We start from the raw sequence: 17,705 nt of genomic DNA, 5'->3' as shown, positions 1-17,705 counted from the left end.
CGATCGCTATGGTATCAGTCAGCGATGCACAAGCAATTATTTTAAATTTAGTACAACCGTTAGATCATCAACGGGATACAGAAGTCGTTGATTTATTAGTAGCAGATAGTCGGATTTTGGCATTACCTGTCACCAGTCCGCTAGATTTTCCCCATTGGGATAATTCGGCAATGGATGGCTACGCAGTTCGCTACGAAGATGTACAGTACAGCAGCGAAAACCCAGCCGTTTTAGAAATTATTGAAGATATTCCGGCTGGGTATCAGCCCAAGTTTACAATTCAACCAGGACAAGCCGCACGGATTTTTACAGGTGCGGTGATCCCAGTAGGTGCAGATACTGTAGTCATGCAAGAAAAGACACGCCGCGAGGAAAACCGTGTATTTATTCTGGATGCGCCAAAACCGCAAGAATTTGTCAGACACAAAGCATCTTTTTATCAATCTGGAACACAATTACTACCAGCAGGAATTAAGTTAAATGCTCCAGAAATTGCCGTATTAGCGGCAGCACAATGTTCGCAATTAAGTGTTTACCGCCGTCCGCGTGTGGCAATTTTTTCGACTGGTGATGAGTTGATGACAGTTGAGCAACCCTTGCAACCAGGGCAAATTGTGGATTCTAATCAGTACGCGCTAGCAGCTTTGGTTAGACAAAGTGGCGCAGAACCAATACTTTTAGGTATAGTCAAAGATGATCCAATTGCTTTGAAGAAAGTTATTGCCCACGCCGTTGCGATCGCTGATATAGTTCTCTCTTCTGGTGGTGTCTCAGTAGGAGATTATGACTATGTTGATAAAATTCTAGAGTCACTAAAAGCAAAAATTCACATTCGCTCTGTGGAAATGAGGCCAGGTAAACCCCTCACCGTCGCCACATTCCCTAGTAGAGACGCGATTAATCGCGTCTCTACCCACTCCCCACTCTACTTTGGTTTACCAGGAAACCCTGCTGCTGTGTTGGTGACATTTTGGCGGTTTGTGCTACCAGCAATCAAGAAACTTTCGGGAATTACTGAAGGTTGGGAACCAGTGTTTTTGAAAGTGCGATCGCATCATGAGTTGCGATCAAATGGCAAGCGCGAAACTTACCTTTGGGGTAAATTGCATTTAATTGATGGAGTTTACGAATTTCATCAAGCTGATGGTAGTCAAAGTTCCGGCAATTTAATTAATTTAGCTCAAACCAATGCTTTAGCTGTTCTCCCGGTGGGTAAAACGTTAATTTACCCACAAGAAGAGGTGCAAGTTTTGCAGCTTAGTAATAATTAAAATACCTGCTCAAAAGCCTCAATTAAACTGTTAACTTCCTCAAGGGTGTTGTAATGCACCATACTCACTCGGACTATTCCACCTTGCGACGCTAAACCCAGGTAATCAATCAGCCGTTTAGCATAAAAGTCTCCGTAGCGAATCCCAATATAATGTTGATCAATTTTTACCGGAATGCTTGAGCTATTCATTTCATCTACTACAAAAGATATAGTTGGCACACGAAATTTACGGTCAGCCTTTGATTGACCAATCACTCGCACATTAGACTTGCTGTTGAGGTAATTTAAGAGGCGATCGCTAATTTTTTCTTCATGTATACTAATTAAATCAAACGCCTGCACCATTTGATTTCTCAAATCAGATGCAGTTTGCTCACCGTAGTGAAGTTGTGCTAATTCACTTAGATAATCACATAAACCCAACATTCCATAACTTAATTCAAAATTGACATTCCCCAACTGAAATTTATAAGGTATGTCTGTCTGCTCAATAAAATAATGATTAAGACCAGGTAATCTTAATAAATGTTCTTCTTTGCCATAAAGTAAAGCATGATGTGGCCCATAAACTTTATAAAAACTCAAAGTATAGAAATCAACATCCAAATCTTGGACATCAACTAACCTGTGGGGTGCATAAGCTACACCATCCACACAAATCATCGCGTTGCGATCGTGAACAAATGCAGCAATTTCTTTGATAGGATTGATGGTTCCCAGAACATTAGAAGCATGAGTCAAAGCTACTAATTTTGTACGCTGACTCATCAATGGTTCTAAATCTGCTAAATGAAGTTCTAAGGTATCTGGGCGAATTTGCCACACTTTAACCTTCACTCCTTGTTTTTCCAGAGCCACCCAAGCACCAATATTGGCCTCATGGTCACAATTAGTAACAATAATTTCATCACCAGGTGTAAAGGTTTGACCAAGACAAATAGAAAGGACTTTCAACATCATTGTAGTAGATGGGCCCATAACCACTTCTTTATAAGAATTGGCGTTAATGAAAGTAGCCATTCCCCTAGTTGCTAAAGCCAATCGTTCTACTGCAAGTTGAGAAACTGCATAAGAAGCTCCCAACTGAACATCAGAACTCAGAAGGAATTCGCTAATTCTATCTACTACTTTTTTCAGGGTTTGTGACCCGCCAGCATTATCAAAAAAAGTCCATTCACCAGCTAGGGCGGGAAAATATTGCCGAACTTTATCAAGATTCAAATACATAGTATAACTTTTTTAGAGAATGTTCTTTACCCTAGCCTACCTTTTAGCGAGTCGCCTAGAGAGCATCTACACCCTATCTGGTGTTTCAGCTTGTGATGCCAGTCTTATTATTCTGCAAGAATCTCTCTAGAGAGAGGGTATACTTAATAACTCAAAGAGGATCTTAAAAATATATCTTACTTAAAGCAAAGGTTAATGTCTTGATTCTTCACAACTCTCGCCGATTTTATTTGATAAGTTTAAGGTAGAGTCAAAGCAACTATACGACTACTATTTGATTTTTAAAAAGATAGGTAGAATATGTAGCTGCGAGAATACGGTATCAAATCCTTACGAATGGTGCGTTACGGATTCCATTTTAACGCACCCTACAGTACCTAATTTTTTCAAAAATCAAATAGTAATTTTATATTGTTGTTATTTTTAATTCCTTGATTGAAAACACAGGAACGGGCTATGAATACTACGGTAAAATATGACATCGAGCTGATCAAGCAAGAAGCACTACAACTTGTTAAGAAGAGGCTTGTTAACCGTCAGCAATCAATTTATACCCTGTGTAAATATATTCCTCCTTGTGACTGGGTTAATTTTGAACTTGAGTTAGAAAAAAACGAATTTTTACTCAGAGATAGAATTATCGATCTCCTGAACCACGAATCTTGGGAAGACGATTGAGACTGCATTTAGAAGCTGAACCTTATTAGCAGCATCTCAACAAAATTAAAATTGGAAATTCATTTTTCATTAAAAACCCTCGAATTAAGTTAGGGGTTATAAACAAGAGATTATTAGAGGTTATTTATATAAATTAATACGCTTGTTTTAGCGCCAAAAACCTTAAACTGTGTAGGCTGGAGAGCAACTGCGCCCTTGCGGTTTCCTAACTTGTAAGCCCTCTTTTAAGGAAGCTACGATGGCATACACAAGTCTTCTAAAGTTGCCCCACTGGCTTTTGATTCCCCCAACCCCTCGATAAATTGTTGTGTCAGGTAATACCTCATGAGAGAGCCACAGCCTTCCATCTTATAACGATTGATTGGTGGAATCAAGAAAAAATTATACTAAACAAATTTCAGTTACTTAGAATTAGGCAGACAATTCTTCTACCCCTATCCATTCTGTGATAGATTGCCATTGGCTAGCGTAAACAGTAGTATTTCTACGTTTTTCTTGTTGAGGCTTTCTAAGTATTTTCCCGGTGACAGCCTCGGTGAATGAACTGGATTGGTTCAGATTATAAACAGGCATTTCTTGCCAGCAGTGGCGACAAAACCAGTAACTTTCTGCACCGCGTACATGTTCTAAAAGTAGACTTGAGCAGCAAGGGCAGTAATTCATATTTTCTTAAATCCTGTTAATAAAAGTGTTATTGCAAATCGGGGTAGCTACTTGACAAGCCCGTAGGTATTTAAAACCATGTGTTTATATTTTGACTATAATCTTTAAATATGAGGAACTTGTGAGGAAAGTTGAAACATTTAATAATCTCGTATGTTTTATACATATTTCTTAAGTAATAACATCAAAGCTATAGGACTCATGTTTGATTTTTGAAAAAACTCGCCCTCAACTCGAAAGGGCTGATTCCTTACTCCCTACTCCCGTTCGGTTATGCTCACGGCAAGCCTATTACCTGTCTATAACGCTTGCGCTGTGCTTCTCTTTGCAGAGAGGCTTATCTGCGATACGCTCTGCGAACGCCAACGCGAACGCCCACCACGTAAATAAATTTAAAAATAAAATCGGATTGCTATTTAGCTATAGCACTTTGATGATTTGCTTTTTTAGCAAGAACTGCCTCCTTCAACAAAACAGCCGAAAGCACAATTTTTTTAGCGACGTTAGGAAGCAAGGGTTTAATATTTACACTCATTAATTAATTTCAAAGATTTACCAATAACAAAACTATAAGATCGTTAGTTAAAGTAATCTCTTGAGAGAGGTGATCTACCAGAGCAAGCGCATCTAGAGTATAAGAATCCTTTAAGAGCAAGGGTTTTAATATTTGATATCAGAAAGATTATAAAAACTGGCAACTTAACCATGCGATTCAACGATCAGCTGATTAACATACCTAGTTTAAATCATGTTATTAATCGTTCTCCCTTAACGATTAAGCCTGATAGTTTTGTAGTCGAAGCTATCTTCTTGATGAATCAGGAAAGCTGTAGTAATTATGCACCTCAAAGCTTAAATTTTTCATTAGATTCAAACCCCGTCAATCAACCATTAACAGGTTGTGTCTTGGTTGTGGAGGAAGTAAACTTATTAGGTATTTTTACTGAAAAAGATGTAGTTAGACTTATAGCTTCTGGAGTGGACTTATCCACGGTAACGATCGCACAAGTAATGACGCAGCCAGTAGTTACCCTTAGACAATCAGATTCTCAAGATATTTTCGTTGCTTTATCGTTATTGCGTCAGCATCAGACTCATTATTTGCCCGTTTTGGATGATCGCGGACAATTGCAAGGAATTATCACCCAGACTAGCTTACTACAAGCCTTTGACCTGCTAAAAATGGTTGGGGTCGTTGAAGGCTTGCAGCAATATCTACAAAAACCCGAAGATGAATCTAGGCAGGTTAATCAGCATACAGAGATAGAGCAAGTCCGTTGCCAAACTCAAAATAATTTAAAACTATGGGTTGAGTCACAATCAGCTGAAATCATGCAAGTTAATCAAGAACTTCAGCTAGCCCTCGAAGAACTTCAAGTTGTAGAAGAAGAACTGCGCGAACAAAATGAAGAGTTGTCCATTGCCCGTGAGCTAGTAGAATTAGAGCGCCAGCGTTACCAAGATTTATTCGAGTTCGCTCCAGATGGTTACTTGGTAACTGATACAGCAGGTATTATCCAAGAGGCTAACCAAGCAGCAGCAATCTTGCTGGCTGTCCGCCAAAAATATTTAGTGAACAAACCATTAGGTCTATTTATTGCTTACCAAGATCGCCAGACTTTTACTATTCGACTAAATAATAGACAGCAGGAACAGGAGTGGGAGATTTACCTAAGACCACGAGGAGGTAAAGTCTTCCCGGCCAGTATTAAAGCCTCTGCTATCTACGATTCAGAAGGTAGGCAAGTTGGCTGGTGCTGGTTAATCCGCGATATTAGCGAACGCCAACAAGCAAAGGAATCACTGCGCCAAGCAAACGAAGAGTTAGAACAACGAGTGGCAGAACGGACAGCAGAACTTGTAATGTCCAACTTCCTGTTGCAACAAGAAATTACTGAACGCCAACGTGCAGAAGTTGCATTACAACAGAGCGAAAACCTCTATCGCCAACTCGTGGAAAGCCAAATTGATATAATTATCCGCATTGATTTGCACTTTCAAATTACCTTTGCCAATGCCGTTGCTTGTCAAACCTTCGGTTGGAAAGAAGATGAGTTTCGTGGTCAATCATTTTTCCAGTTTATTCATCCAGATGACTTGCCTGAAGCGATGGAAGATGTAGCAGCTTTAGAATCTTCACCCCATCCCTTGACTAATCGTGAGCGACGTGTATTTACAGTTAATGGTATTCGCTGGTTTCAATGGAATGCGATCGCAATTCGTAATGATAAAGGAGAGGTTGTTGAAATCCAAGGGGTAGGCAGAGATATTACCGAACAGCAAGCGGCGCTATATGAACGCCAACTTGCAGAAGAGTCACTGCGCCAAAGCGATGAGAAATTTCGCACGATTGCCGAAAATGTCCACGCAGTCATTTGGATTGCTAGTGCAGATTCATTCCGAACCTTGTATGTTAGTCCGGCTTATGAAAAAATTTGGGGTCGCTCTTGCCAATATTTATTGGAGCATCCTGAGTCCTGGATAGAAACCGTTCATCCAGACGATCGCGAGCGAACAAGCAAAGCAGCAAAACAACAGCTTAGTGGTGAGTCCGCTTCAATAGAATATCGAATTTTACAACCTGATGGATCAGTGCGCTGGATCTGGGATCGGAGCTTTACTGTCTATAATGACCAAGGAAAAGTTCAGTATTATGGCGGTATTGCCGAAGATATCACCGAAAGAAAACTAGCCGAAGAGTCACTGCAAGAAAGTGAAGCGCGATTGAGTTTAGCTCTGGAAGCTGGCCAAATGGGTATATGGGATCGCGACCTGATCGCCAATACTAGTGTTTGGTCTGCCAATATGGGGCCGCTTTATGGTCTACCGAGCGCTACCTTGTGTCCAACCATAGAAGATTATCTTAATTTAATCCATCCAGAAGACCGCGAATTGGTGGCTGCGAGTATACCTCGCATGATTGAGGAAGGAAGGGCAACTACAGATTATCGAGTTGTCTGGCCCGACGGCAGCCTACACTGGTTAAACTGCAAAGCTCAGGTCTACTATAACGAAATCGGTGAGATGATCAGGATGATCGGCACAAATAAAGATATCACTGAGCGCAAGTTGGCACAACAAAAAATCTTTGAACAAGCCGCTCTACTTGATATCGCCACCGACGCGATATTAGTTCGAGATTTCCAGTTTCAAATTTTATTCTGGAATAAAGGTGCAGAGCGGATGTACGGTTGGCTCTCTTCAGAGGTTATGGGAAAAAACCTCCGGGAGATTCTGTACCCAGCAGCAATTCAGCCGCAACTGCAAGTACCGCTAAAAAGCGTAATTGAGAGTGGCTCGTGGCAAGGTGAGTTACATAAAGTTACAAAATCCGGTAAGGAAATTGTTGTGGAAAGCCGTTGGACATTGATGCGTGATTCTGAGGGAGAACCCAAATCTATCCTTACTGTTGACACTGACATCACCGAAAAGAAACAACTCCAAGAGCAGTTTTTTCGCACCCAGCGATTGGAAAGCCTTGGTACTCTTGCAGGTGGCATTACCCACGACTTGAACAATATATTGACACCAATTTTGGCCGCGGCTCAATTACTACAGGGAACATTTTTACAAGACGAGGAGCAGTCTGGACAAATGCTGGCACTTGTAGAAACCAACGCCAAACGCGGAGCAGCTTTAGTGAAGCAAATTTTGTCCTTTGCGCGAGGATATAAAGAAAAGCCGACAATTATTCAAGTCGAGTACCTGATTTCAGAAATTGTCCAAATTGCTAAACAGACATTTCCCAAATCTATTGAAGTTTCCACGGTTATCCCAGAAGACATTTGGGCTGTCACAGGCGAAGCAACACAACTGCATCAAGTGCTGATGAACTTGGTAGTAAATGCCCGCGATGCTTTACCAGATGGCGGCAATATCAAAATTTCTGCGGAAAATAAGTTTATTGATGAAGCTTATACCAGAATGAATCTCGATGCTAAAGTTGGACATTATATTGTGATTAGCGTTGCCGATAACGGAATTGGGATACCGCCAGACATATTAGATAGAATTTTTGAGCCGTTTTTCACCACAAAAGATGTCAACGCAGGTACGGGACTCGGACTTTCAACAGTGCTTGGCATTATTAGAAGCCATGATGGTTTTATTAAAGTGTCTACTAGTGTTGGTAGAGGCAGCAAATTTGACCTGTTTTTACCAGCAGTGCAAGCAACTCAAGCCTTCAGCATAGAAGAGATGGATTTGCTTTCAGGAGAGAGAGAACTGATTTTAGTTGTAGATGATGAAGCCCAAATTCGGGAGATTGCCACAATCATCTTAGAAAAGCACAACTACAAGATACTAGCTGCCAGTAATGGTATAGAGGCGATCGCACTCTATGCCCAATACAAGCATCAAATCAATGCCGTATTGATAGATATAGTGATGCCGGAGATGGACGGAATCACTGCTATTCGCACCTTACAAAAAATGAACAACCAAGTTCAAATTATTGTCTGTAGCGGACTGAACTCAATGGAATTCTTGGCTCAAGCAGCTGATGTTAGCGTGCAAGCAGTTTTATCAAAACCTTATACGACCAGAGAATTATTGCAAACTTTACACCACATATTTAGAGGCAGTTAGGAGTTAAGAGTACAGACGCGATTAATCGCGTCTGTTAAGAGTAAATATTGTATTGGGAAGAATTTAATCCCAATGCCCGATGCCCAATTCCCCAATCCCTCACAAGTTCCTCAAATTGCTTTGCTAACTTTAAAGTTGGAGCAATGTCCGGCAATATGGGGTTAATCCGGCTGATGAATATTGTTAGAAAAATTAATGATCAATTAGCGATCGCTGGACAAATTACAGTAGAGCAGCTAAAACAAATTGCTGATGAGGGTTATAAGTCTGTAATCAACCTACGTTTACCCGACGAAATAGACTTGCTGGCTAATGAACAGGAGAAGACAGAAGTTTTAGGATTGTACTACGTTAACTTCCCAACTAAAGCTGAAGACCTGAATCATCAAAGTACGCTCCAGATATATGAAACCATTATTGAATTACCCAAACCGATTCTGATCCATTGTGATAACTCAATTCGTTCAGCCGCGATCGCATTGTTGTATATCTGCATCAAGCAGGGCGTAACATTTGAAAAAGCACTGCAAAAAGTTATTACATTAGGCTTGATATAGCTATTAGTGAAGAGGCAGGGGGAGAAATCAATTCAAAATTCAAAATTCAAAATTCAAAATTCAAGAATTTCTGCCTCCTCTTTGCTAATGCCCCTCAGAGTGCTGAGTTCCGAGTGCTGAATGGGGAGTGGGCCGAGGGGAGAATAACTCCTAACTCAGCACTCAGGACTGTTTTGCTCAATGCCCCTTTCCTCTTTTTTGACTTTTGATTTTTGACTTCCTCAAAGAGGCTGACTCCCTCATTCCATAGATTTGAAGCCCTTGCAGCGTTTCATCCCAAAGCTAGACGCAGGTGGTTTCTATGTTTATATACCATTAAGCGGGGAATGTACCTCAGAAGACTGGAGATAAAAATGAGGTCGTGACCTAGCTAAAGTTCTGGGATTCGTCATCATGTATGAACTAGTTCAAGCTGTCTTCAACGGTGATGAAAAAACTGCTCTGCATCAGTTGATTTATACGTTGAGTGCTTCAGGGAAGCGTTACTTCCTGAGAAACGAAATTTTACAAGCTTTTGCCGATTACTGTCATCAATCCCAAAAGCCAGCCTATTTTTACTATTCTTCTTCTGTGGGTAAACTGATACAGTATACCCACGAAATAATTCTTGAAGAAGAAAGTACCTGGTTCGTGGTTCGTCCCAGAATTGCTAGTCAGGAAGTTTGGAAACTGACAGCCGATTTTAATAGTTTTGAGCAGATGACGCCGCAAACGCTGCTAGATGTAAGAGATCGCCTAGTCAACCGCTACCAACCTCATATCCTAGAAATTGACCTCCATCCGTTTTACGAAAGTTCCCCCAGAATTGACGATCCCAGAAATATTGGTCAAGGTTTAGCCTTTCTCAACCGTTACCTGTGCAATCAATTGTTGACTGACCCCCAATATTGGGTGGAAATGTTATTTCAAGCATTGCAGGGGTTACAACACGATGGAATTCGGCTGTTGTTGAGCGATCGCATTCCTTCAGGTATTCATTTAGCCAAACAAATTAAGCTAGCTCTGAAATTACTGAATGAGCTTAAGCCTAACGAACCTTATGAAAAATTCCGCTTCGATCTCCAAGAACTCGGCTTTGAGCCGGGTTGGGGTAACACTGCGGCGCGAGTCTCTGAAACACTTGAACTCTTAGACCGACTCATTTACTCCCCAGAACCTGGCATCTTAGAAACATTTGTGGCCCGCGTCCCCGCCATTTTTCGTGTCGTCCTCATTTCCATCCACGGTTGGGTGGGACAGGAAGATGTCTTAGGAATAGATGAAACACTTAGTCAAGTTATCTACGTCCTTGAACAAGCTCGCAGCTTAGAAAATGAACTGCGTGAACAAATCAAACTTGCTGGTCTGGATGTGCTGGGTATGAAACCCCATGTAATTATTCTCACCCGACTAATCCCTAACTGCGAAGGAACATTTTGCAACCTGCGCTTAGAAAAAGTCCAAGATACTGAAAATGCTTGGATATTGCGCGTTCCTTTTGGTGAATTCAATCCGGAAATTACTAACAATTGGATTTCTAAATTTGAGATTTGGCCTTATTTAGAACAATTTGCTCTAGATGCAGAAAAAGAATTGCTAACTCAATTCCAAGGTAAACCTCATCTTCTTATTGGCAACTACAGCGACGGTAACTTAGTGGCTTTTCTTTTATCGCGCCGGATGAAAGTTACCCAGTGCAATATTGCCCATTCCTTAGAAAAACCTAAATATCTATTTAGTAATTTATATTGGCAAGATTTAGAAGATAAATATCACTTCTCGGTACAATTTACCGCAGATTTGATTAGTATGAATGCAGCCGAGTTTATCATCACATCATCCTATCAAGAAATTGTCGGCACACCTGACACCATAGGTCAATACGAATCTTACAAATACTTTACGATGCCGCATCTGTATCGTGTGGTTGATGGCATTGATTTGTTTAGTCCTAAATTCAACTTAGTGCCGCCGGGAGTAGATGAAAAAATTTTCTTTCCCTATAGCCAAAAAGAAGACCGAAATATTAAGCTTGGCAAACAAATTCACGACCTCCTCTTTACCCGCAAAGATCCCCAAATATTTGGTCATCTAGATAACCTTAACAAGCGACCCATTTTTGCCGTTGCTCCCATCACTTCAATCAGAAATCTCACTGGTTTAGCTGAATGTTTTGGTCAAAGTCAGGCGTTGCAAGAGCGCTGTAACCTAATCCTTTTAAGTAGTAAACTGCATCCAGATGAAGCTACAAACCCAGAAGAAGCAGAAGAAATCCAAAAACTCTACAACATTATTGAACAATATCATCTCAATGGCAAAATTCGCTGGGTGGGGGTGCGTATCCCTAGCAGCAACATCAGCGAAGCCTACCGAGTAGTTGCAGATTCTCAGGGAATTTATGTCCACTTTGCCCGCTTTGAATCCTTCGGTAGGTCTATTTTGGAAGCAATGATTTCTGGCTTGCCAACTTTTGCTACTCAATTTGGCGGTTCTTTAGAAATTATCGAAAACCAAGAGAATGAATTTAATGTTAATCCTACAGACTTAGAAGGTACAGCAAAGAAACTTTTAGGCTTTGTTGAACAATGCAATACTCAAGATGATTATTGGCAAGAAGTCTCAGAATGGATGAGTCAGCGAATTCATAATAGATACAATTGGCATTTACATAGTAATAAATTACTCCAGCTTGCTAAAATTTTTAGTTTTTGGAACTTTGTTGCTCCAGAAAATAACGAAGCCAGAGATCGCTATATGGAAGCATTATTTCATCTGATTTATAAACCTAGAGCAGAAAAGATTTTGGAGAAACATAAGGGGGGATGAGGGAGTGGGGAGTGGGGAGTGGGGGGCAGGGGGGCAGGGGAGAGTTAGAACTGGGTTCATCCACCTTTGAACTGGGTTCATCCACCTTTGAACTGGGTTCATCCACCTTTGAACTCCGTTCATCCATCTCTGAACTCCGTTTATCCACCTTTGAACTCCGTTCATCTACCTTTGAACTCCGTTCATCTACCTTTGAACTCCGTTTATCCACCTTTGAACTCCGTTCATCCACCAAATTTCCCCATTCCCTACTCCCCACTCCCCATTTATGGACAAAAAAGGTCATTCTCGCAATTTTATCTACACAGACTGGATTTTAATCGAAACCCAGTTTGACCCTGAGCAATTGCACTCCAAAGAAACTGTCTTTACAATCGGCAATGGATACCTGGGAACAAAAGGCAGTTTTGAGGAAGGTTATCCTCATGCATTGCCAGCTACTTTTATCCACGGTGTCTACGACGATGTGCCGGTAGTATATACTGAACTGGCAAATTGCCCTGACTGGCTACCTTTGGTAGTGATTGTAAATGGCGAATCTCCTACGGAGACGCTACGCGAACGCTTTCGTCTCGATCAAGGTAAAATTTTGCGCTACGATCGCCAGCTTGATTTACGCTACGGACTTCTTAGCCGTTACTTACGTTGGCGCTCTCCCAGTGGAAAGACTATAGATATTCACTTTGAACGCTTTGCTAGCTTTGCAGATCAGCATGTGTTAGTGCAACGCTGCCATTTAACACCAGTAGATTTTGATGGGGTAATCGAAGTTCAGGGAAGTATTAACGGCTATCCAGAAAATCAGGGTTTTAATCACTGGGAAGGACTAGATCAGGGCAAGACTGACCAAGGAATCTGGTTGCAATGCCGCACCCGCCACTCCCGAATTGAACTCGGTATGGGCGCAACAATGAGAATCTCAGGTGCTGAAGCATCTTTACAAGTCAGTACCGCACCTGGTTATCCAACCTTGAGCATGAACTACCTGGCTAAATCAAAACAGACCGTAACGGTAGAAAAAATCGTGACAATTTTTACTTCGCGGGAGACTGAGACACCAGTTTCAGCAGCTAGAGAAAAACTCGCGCACCTGCCAGATTACGCAACACTACTAAGAGCCAATGAGCAGGCATGGGATGAGACGTGGCAGCAAAGTGACATCCTGATTGAAGGGGATAGCACAGCTGCTTTTGCTGTTCGCTACAATCTATTCCAGCTACTGATTGCTGGGTCACGCCATGATGACAAGGTGAGCATTCCGGCTAAAACTCTTTCTGGATTTGGCTATCGCGGTCATATCTTTTGGGATACAGAAATTTTTATGCTGCCCTTTTTTCTGTTTACCCAACCAGCGATCGCCCGAAATTTACTCAGTTACCGTTGGCACACTTTACCAGGAGCTAGACGCAAGGCTGCCCATTACGGCTATAAAGGAGCAATGTATGCTTGGGAAAGTGCTGATACCGGAGATGAAGTAACACCACGTTGGGGACTCAATAATGATTTTTATGGTGAAGATGTGCGGATTTGGTGCCGCGATCGCGAAATTCATATTAATGCAGATATTCCTTACGCCGCTTGGAACTACTGGCAAGCCACTGGTGATGATGAGTGGATGCAACAGCGCGGCGCAGAGATTATTTTGGATGCCGCTATCTTCTGGGGTAGCCGAGTCGAATTCAATTCTGAGCGCCAACAATATGAAATTCGGGGAGTAATCGGAGTAGATGAATATCATGAATTCGTCCACAATAACGCCTTTACAAATCGGATGGCGCAATGGCATTTAGAAAAAGCGATCGCAGTTTATGATTGGTTGGCTCACAAGTTCCCCGAACGAGCTGCTGAACTAGAAGAGAAACTAAAAGTTACACCACAAGAGCGATCGCACTGGCAAGATATTATCGCCAAAATCTTGTTTCTCCATGACTCATCAACAGAACTAATCGAGCAGTTTGAAGGATTTTTCCAATTAGAAGATATCGACTTAGCAGATTATCAAGGGCGCGATCGCTCCATGCAAGTCATCTTGAGTATTGAGAAAACCAATAAATGTCAAGTAATCAAGCAGCCAGATATCTTGATGCTGCTTTATTTAATGCGGGAATCAGCAGATTTTCCCTACAACAAAAAAGCATTGCAGACAAACTGGAACTACTACGCACCCCGCACAGACATTACTTATGGTTCGTCCCTTGGCCCAGCAGTTCACGCCATTTTAGCTTCCGATTTGGGCAAATCAGCAGAAGCTTACGAAGTGTTTATGCAAGCGTTAATGGTGGATCTTGAAGATAACCGAGGTAACACCAGCGATGGAATTCATGGTGCTACTGCTGGTGGCGTTTGGCAAGCTGTAATTTTTGGATTTGGCGGCATTCAACTCACCGAAAATGGCCCCGTAGCCAACTCTCATCTGCCTGATGGCTGGACACGCCTAAAATTTAAACTACACTGGCGCGGAAAATGGTACGACTTCGATCTGCATCGGGGACTGGGGGCTAGGGGCTGGGGACACAACCACTTGCTCAGTGCATCGCTGGGGACTGAGGAGAAGGGGACAAGAGGAATAACTAATCCCCAATCCCCAATCCCCAATCCCCAATCCCAGAGCGAAGCGACCCACAACCCCAACATCCAAGGATTCATCTTCGACCTAGATGGAGTGCTAACAGATACAGCAGAACTTCATTATTTAGCTTGGCAAAAGCTAGCAGATGAAGAGGGTATACCCTTTAATCACCAAGCGAACGAAGAGCTGCGGGGTATATCCCGTCGTGCTTCGCTGATGCATATTATTGGAGATAGACCATATTCGGAAGCACAAATCGAGGAGATGATGGAGCGTAAAAATCGCTACTATGTGGAATCGATCCAAAACATGACACCTAAGGATTTGTTACCAGGTGCGATCGCTTTCTTGGATGAATTGCGGCAAGCTGGGATTAAAATTGCTATTGGTTCAGCTAGCAAAAATGCCCGCACCGTGATCGAGCGATTGGGCATTGCCGATAAAGTAGATGCGATCGCTGACGGTTATAGTGTACAGCAACCCAAGCCAGCACCCGACCTATTTCTGTATGCAGCCAAGCAGCTAGGACTCGAACCAGCCCAATCTGTAGTTGTAGAAGATGCCGCAGCAGGCATTGAGGCGGCTCTAGTCGCTGGTATGTGGGCAATAGGACTCGGGCCAACTGAACGAGTTGGAGCCGCTCATATTGTTTTGCCCAGCTTAGAAGGGGTCACATGGGCAGATTTAAGAACCAAATTAAGCAATATTGCCAAACAAAAGGCTTGCTCTTCCTGATCTTTACCCCCTTTTTTAGCTACCGTGTCCCACATTTTTGTCAAAGTGAAACTGTCACATTCACCGATATCCCGCCCAGAACTAAAGTTTAGCGGCTCATAGCCCAAGTCCACTTGAGTAGATTTGAGCCATGAAACTCGGAATTCATTCCGAGGCGGAATAAAAACGTAGTGCAAAATTTATTAATAAAGATATGGCTGCGGTAAGACTTGTGTGTACACCGTAGGTTTTTAAAGAAATCGTCTGCGGGGGGATCTTATCCAAACCTATTGCGTGCTATACTACCTGTTTTTTCGATCATAATATTCAACTAAATTCTAACGACTGGCGCTTTTATTCTCTTTTAATAGTTTTAATAACTGATAACTATAGTTTTAAGAACTGATAACTGTTAACCTTCAAAAGCTAAGATCGTCTAAATAGGGAATCTAAAATAAAACGCAAATTTTAGATATCCAAATTAGGAGTCAGAGCGTGAATTTGGACGGATTAGCTTTACAGATAGAAAATATGCGTAAGCGCGTCGCTTTTTTGCAACGCCAGAGTGAACTGCAAAATACACAGGGAGATATTGAACTGGTTACAGCAGTATTAAAAGAAGTCCACCTAGCTTTGTCAGAATTGCAAATAGCTCATGACGACCTACAGCAGCAAAATGAAGAATTATCCAATGCCCAAGAATCCTTGATAGCACAAGGTCAACGCTACCAGGAACTATTTGAGGAAGCACCAGACGCTTATTTTGTAACTGATGCAAAAGGTTTAATTCAGGAAGTTAACTTAGCAGCCACCACTCTGCTTAATATTTCCAAAAGTTTTTTGTTAGGCAAACTCTTGGGAATTTATGTGATTGAGAAAGAAATAATTGCTTTTCATCTGAAACTGCTTCATCTACGCGATCATGCCAAAATCCCAGACTGGAAAATGCAAGAGTGGGAAGTAAATCTGCGACCACATAACAAAACGCCAATTATTGCTGCGGTTAAGGTGGTTGCTATCCGTAATCAACAAGGTAAGTTAGTCGGTTTGCGGTGGATATTGCGGGATATTAGCGAAAACAAACGAACCCAAGCCAAGCTGCAATGGGCAGAACAGGCGATGCGACAAGCACTTGCCAAAGAAAGGGAGTTTAGTGAACTTAAATCCCGCTTGCTCACCATCACCTCCCATGAGTTTCGTACTCCTTTGGCTACTATCCACTCTTCTGCGGAGTTACTAGAATATTATCGCCATCTATGGAGCGACGAGCGACAACAAACTCACCTACGTCGCATTCAAACATCAGTTATGCATCTAACCCAGTTGTTGAATGATGTATTGATGCTGAGTCAGGATGAAACAGGCAAACTAGAGTTTAATCCAACACCCCTAAATTTGGTGGAATTTTGCCGCGATATATTAGAAGAATTAGAACAGAGCGATCGCTCACAACATGCGATCGTTTTTAGCAGTGAGTGCCAATCTACAAGAGCTAACTTAGACGCAAAATTACTGCGGCAAATCTTGACTAATTTATTCTCGAATTGTCTAAAATACTCTCCCATTGGTAGCACAGTTAAGTTTTCTGTCATCACTGCCAACGAGCAAGCTATATTCCAGACTCAAGACTCTGGTATTGGCATTCCTCCAAATGACATTGATTACATCTTTGAACCCTTCCATCGCGCTAGTAATGCAGCTAATATTCCAGGAATGGGATTGGGAATGTCTATCGTCAAGCAGGCTGTAGATTTACATGGCGGCGAAATTATTGTCGAAAGTGCGATCGGTGTGGGAACTACCTTTACCGTAACTCTGCCATTTTCGAGAAAGTTCAATACATATAGCAATCCCAAATGAGTTATGAAAATCGAGAGGCTCAGATCCTCGACTTTTTTGAGAAGTCGGGGATCTTATTGTTCACGAATGATTTAGGACTGCTATAGCGGCTTGCATAGCTTTCGAGTCAATTTGCACTTTAGAAGACTTTATAAATAATCAATCAATCACTTTTATTTATTCAATTCAAAATAAAATATAATTGCTTCTATGCTAAAAGGTCTTTAAAGTGGGGTTAGCCGGTCAACAATAGGTTGATTGTAAAGTTTTTCTTAAGAGTAACTTAGGGAAAGCTATTCAAATACTTTGTATATTTAAGTGTGAGTTTATATTACGCCTGTGGTAATCTCTAACAAATCAGAATACGCACTTCTAGCCCTGTTAGAGTTAGCAACCTGCTACCCTAACGGTGAAGCCCTACAAATTCGAGAGATAGCGGCATTACAAGACATCCCGAACCGCTATTTAGAACAACTCTTAGCCACATTAAGGCGTGGAGGTTTAATTAAGAGTATACGCGGAGCCAAAGGTGGCTATGTTCTGGCACGAGATCCCGGAAAGATTACAGTGTTAGATGCTTTTAGCTGCATGGAAGGAGCAGATATCGTGGCTTCTAATCCTGAACCAACTCCCAGCACGGTAGAAGGTGAGCTAATTCAGGAAGTCTGGCAGGAAGCACGTCAGGCTGCTAACTCAGTTTTAGAAAAATATACACTCCAAGACCTTTGCGAACGAAGAGCAATGCGAAAGCAAAAGGAACTCATGTATTACATTTAGTATAAAAGTAACAATC

12 protein-coding genes are annotated in these 17,705 nt (G+C 41.8%); 9 read left to right on the top strand and 3 right to left on the bottom strand.

Annotation, left to right across the window (positions count from 1 at the left end; translation table 11 throughout):
• The first annotated feature begins 8 nt into the window (after positions 1–8).
• On the top strand, positions 9–1,271 hold the full coding sequence (gene glp, locus RMY00_RS04910) for a gephyrin-like molybdotransferase Glp (protein WP_322646479.1): 1,263 nt from the start codon (positions 9–11) through the stop codon (positions 1,269–1,271).
• On the opposite strand, the gene RMY00_RS04905 is transcribed toward glp, so the two are convergent.
• Positions 1,268–2,500 carry a cysteine desulfurase-like protein gene (locus RMY00_RS04905; RefSeq protein WP_322646478.1) on the bottom strand — a complete coding sequence of 411 codons (1,233 nt, stop codon included), beginning with the start codon at positions 2,498–2,500 and terminating at the stop codon, positions 1,268–1,270. The two genes, glp and RMY00_RS04905, sit on opposite strands and share 4 nt — an antisense overlap.
• 456 nt (positions 2,501–2,956) lie before the next feature.
• On the opposite strand from RMY00_RS04905, the gene RMY00_RS04900 reads away from it, so the two are divergent.
• Positions 2,957–3,178: a DUF4327 family protein gene (locus RMY00_RS04900; protein WP_322646477.1), complete on the top strand. Its 222-nt coding sequence runs from the start codon at positions 2,957–2,959 to the stop codon at positions 3,176–3,178.
• A 411-nt stretch (positions 3,179–3,589) separates the two neighbouring features.
• On the opposite strand, the gene RMY00_RS04895 is transcribed toward RMY00_RS04900, so the two are convergent.
• Together RMY00_RS04895 and RMY00_RS04890 are read right to left on the bottom strand one after the other, a co-directional pair.
• Positions 3,590–3,841 carry a hypothetical protein gene (locus RMY00_RS04895; protein ID WP_322646476.1) on the bottom strand — a complete coding sequence of 84 codons (252 nt, stop codon included), beginning with the start codon at positions 3,839–3,841 and terminating at the stop codon, positions 3,590–3,592.
• A 412-nt stretch (positions 3,842–4,253) separates the two neighbouring features.
• The gene (locus RMY00_RS04890; protein WP_322646475.1) at positions 4,254–4,376 is read right to left on the bottom strand and encodes a hypothetical protein; all 123 of its coding nucleotides are present in this window, start codon (positions 4,374–4,376) and stop codon (positions 4,254–4,256) included.
• A 170-nt stretch (positions 4,377–4,546) separates the two neighbouring features.
• Between RMY00_RS04890 and RMY00_RS04885 the strand changes: the two genes are divergently transcribed.
• From RMY00_RS04885 to RMY00_RS04855, 7 genes are all read left to right on the top strand, one after another.
• Positions 4,547–8,428: a PAS domain S-box protein gene (locus tag RMY00_RS04885; RefSeq protein WP_322646474.1), complete on the top strand. Its 3,882-nt coding sequence runs from the start codon at positions 4,547–4,549 to the stop codon at positions 8,426–8,428.
• Between the two features lie 47 nt (positions 8,429–8,475).
• Complete coding sequence (locus RMY00_RS04880) at positions 8,476–8,985, top strand: beta-lactamase hydrolase domain-containing protein (protein WP_322646473.1); 510 nt, start codon at positions 8,476–8,478, stop codon at positions 8,983–8,985.
• 393 nt (positions 8,986–9,378) lie between these two features.
• Positions 9,379–11,790 carry a sucrose synthase gene (locus RMY00_RS04875; RefSeq protein ID WP_322646472.1) on the top strand — a complete coding sequence of 804 codons (2,412 nt, stop codon included), beginning with the start codon at positions 9,379–9,381 and terminating at the stop codon, positions 11,788–11,790.
• Positions 11,787–12,110 (top strand): hypothetical protein, encoded by a 324-nt coding sequence (locus tag RMY00_RS04870; protein WP_322646471.1) that lies wholly within the window; start codon positions 11,787–11,789, stop codon positions 12,108–12,110. Before RMY00_RS04875 ends, RMY00_RS04870 begins: the two co-directional genes overlap by 4 nt.
• Positions 12,059–15,094, top strand: coding sequence for a beta-phosphoglucomutase (gene pgmB / locus RMY00_RS04865; protein ID WP_322646470.1), 3,036 nt, complete (start codon positions 12,059–12,061; stop codon positions 15,092–15,094). The genes RMY00_RS04870 and pgmB overlap by 52 nt, the downstream gene beginning before the upstream one ends.
• A 474-nt stretch (positions 15,095–15,568) precedes the next feature.
• The gene (locus RMY00_RS04860) at positions 15,569–16,933 is read left to right on the top strand and encodes an ATP-binding protein (protein WP_322646469.1); all 1,365 of its coding nucleotides are present in this window, start codon (positions 15,569–15,571) and stop codon (positions 16,931–16,933) included.
• A 318-nt stretch (positions 16,934–17,251) separates the two neighbouring features.
• Positions 17,252–17,689: an Rrf2 family transcriptional regulator gene (locus RMY00_RS04855; RefSeq protein ID WP_322646468.1), complete on the top strand. Its 438-nt coding sequence runs from the start codon at positions 17,252–17,254 to the stop codon at positions 17,687–17,689.
• Positions 17,690–17,705: the final 16 nt, after the last annotated feature.

The sequence above is a fragment of the Nostoc sp. ChiVER01 genome (genome assembly GCF_034531155.1).
In the GTDB taxonomy this organism is placed as follows: Bacteria; Cyanobacteriota; Cyanobacteriia; order Cyanobacteriales; family Nostocaceae; genus Nostoc.
Note: the sequence above shows the minus strand (reverse complement) of the source record. Positions and strands in the feature narration are given on the sequence as shown.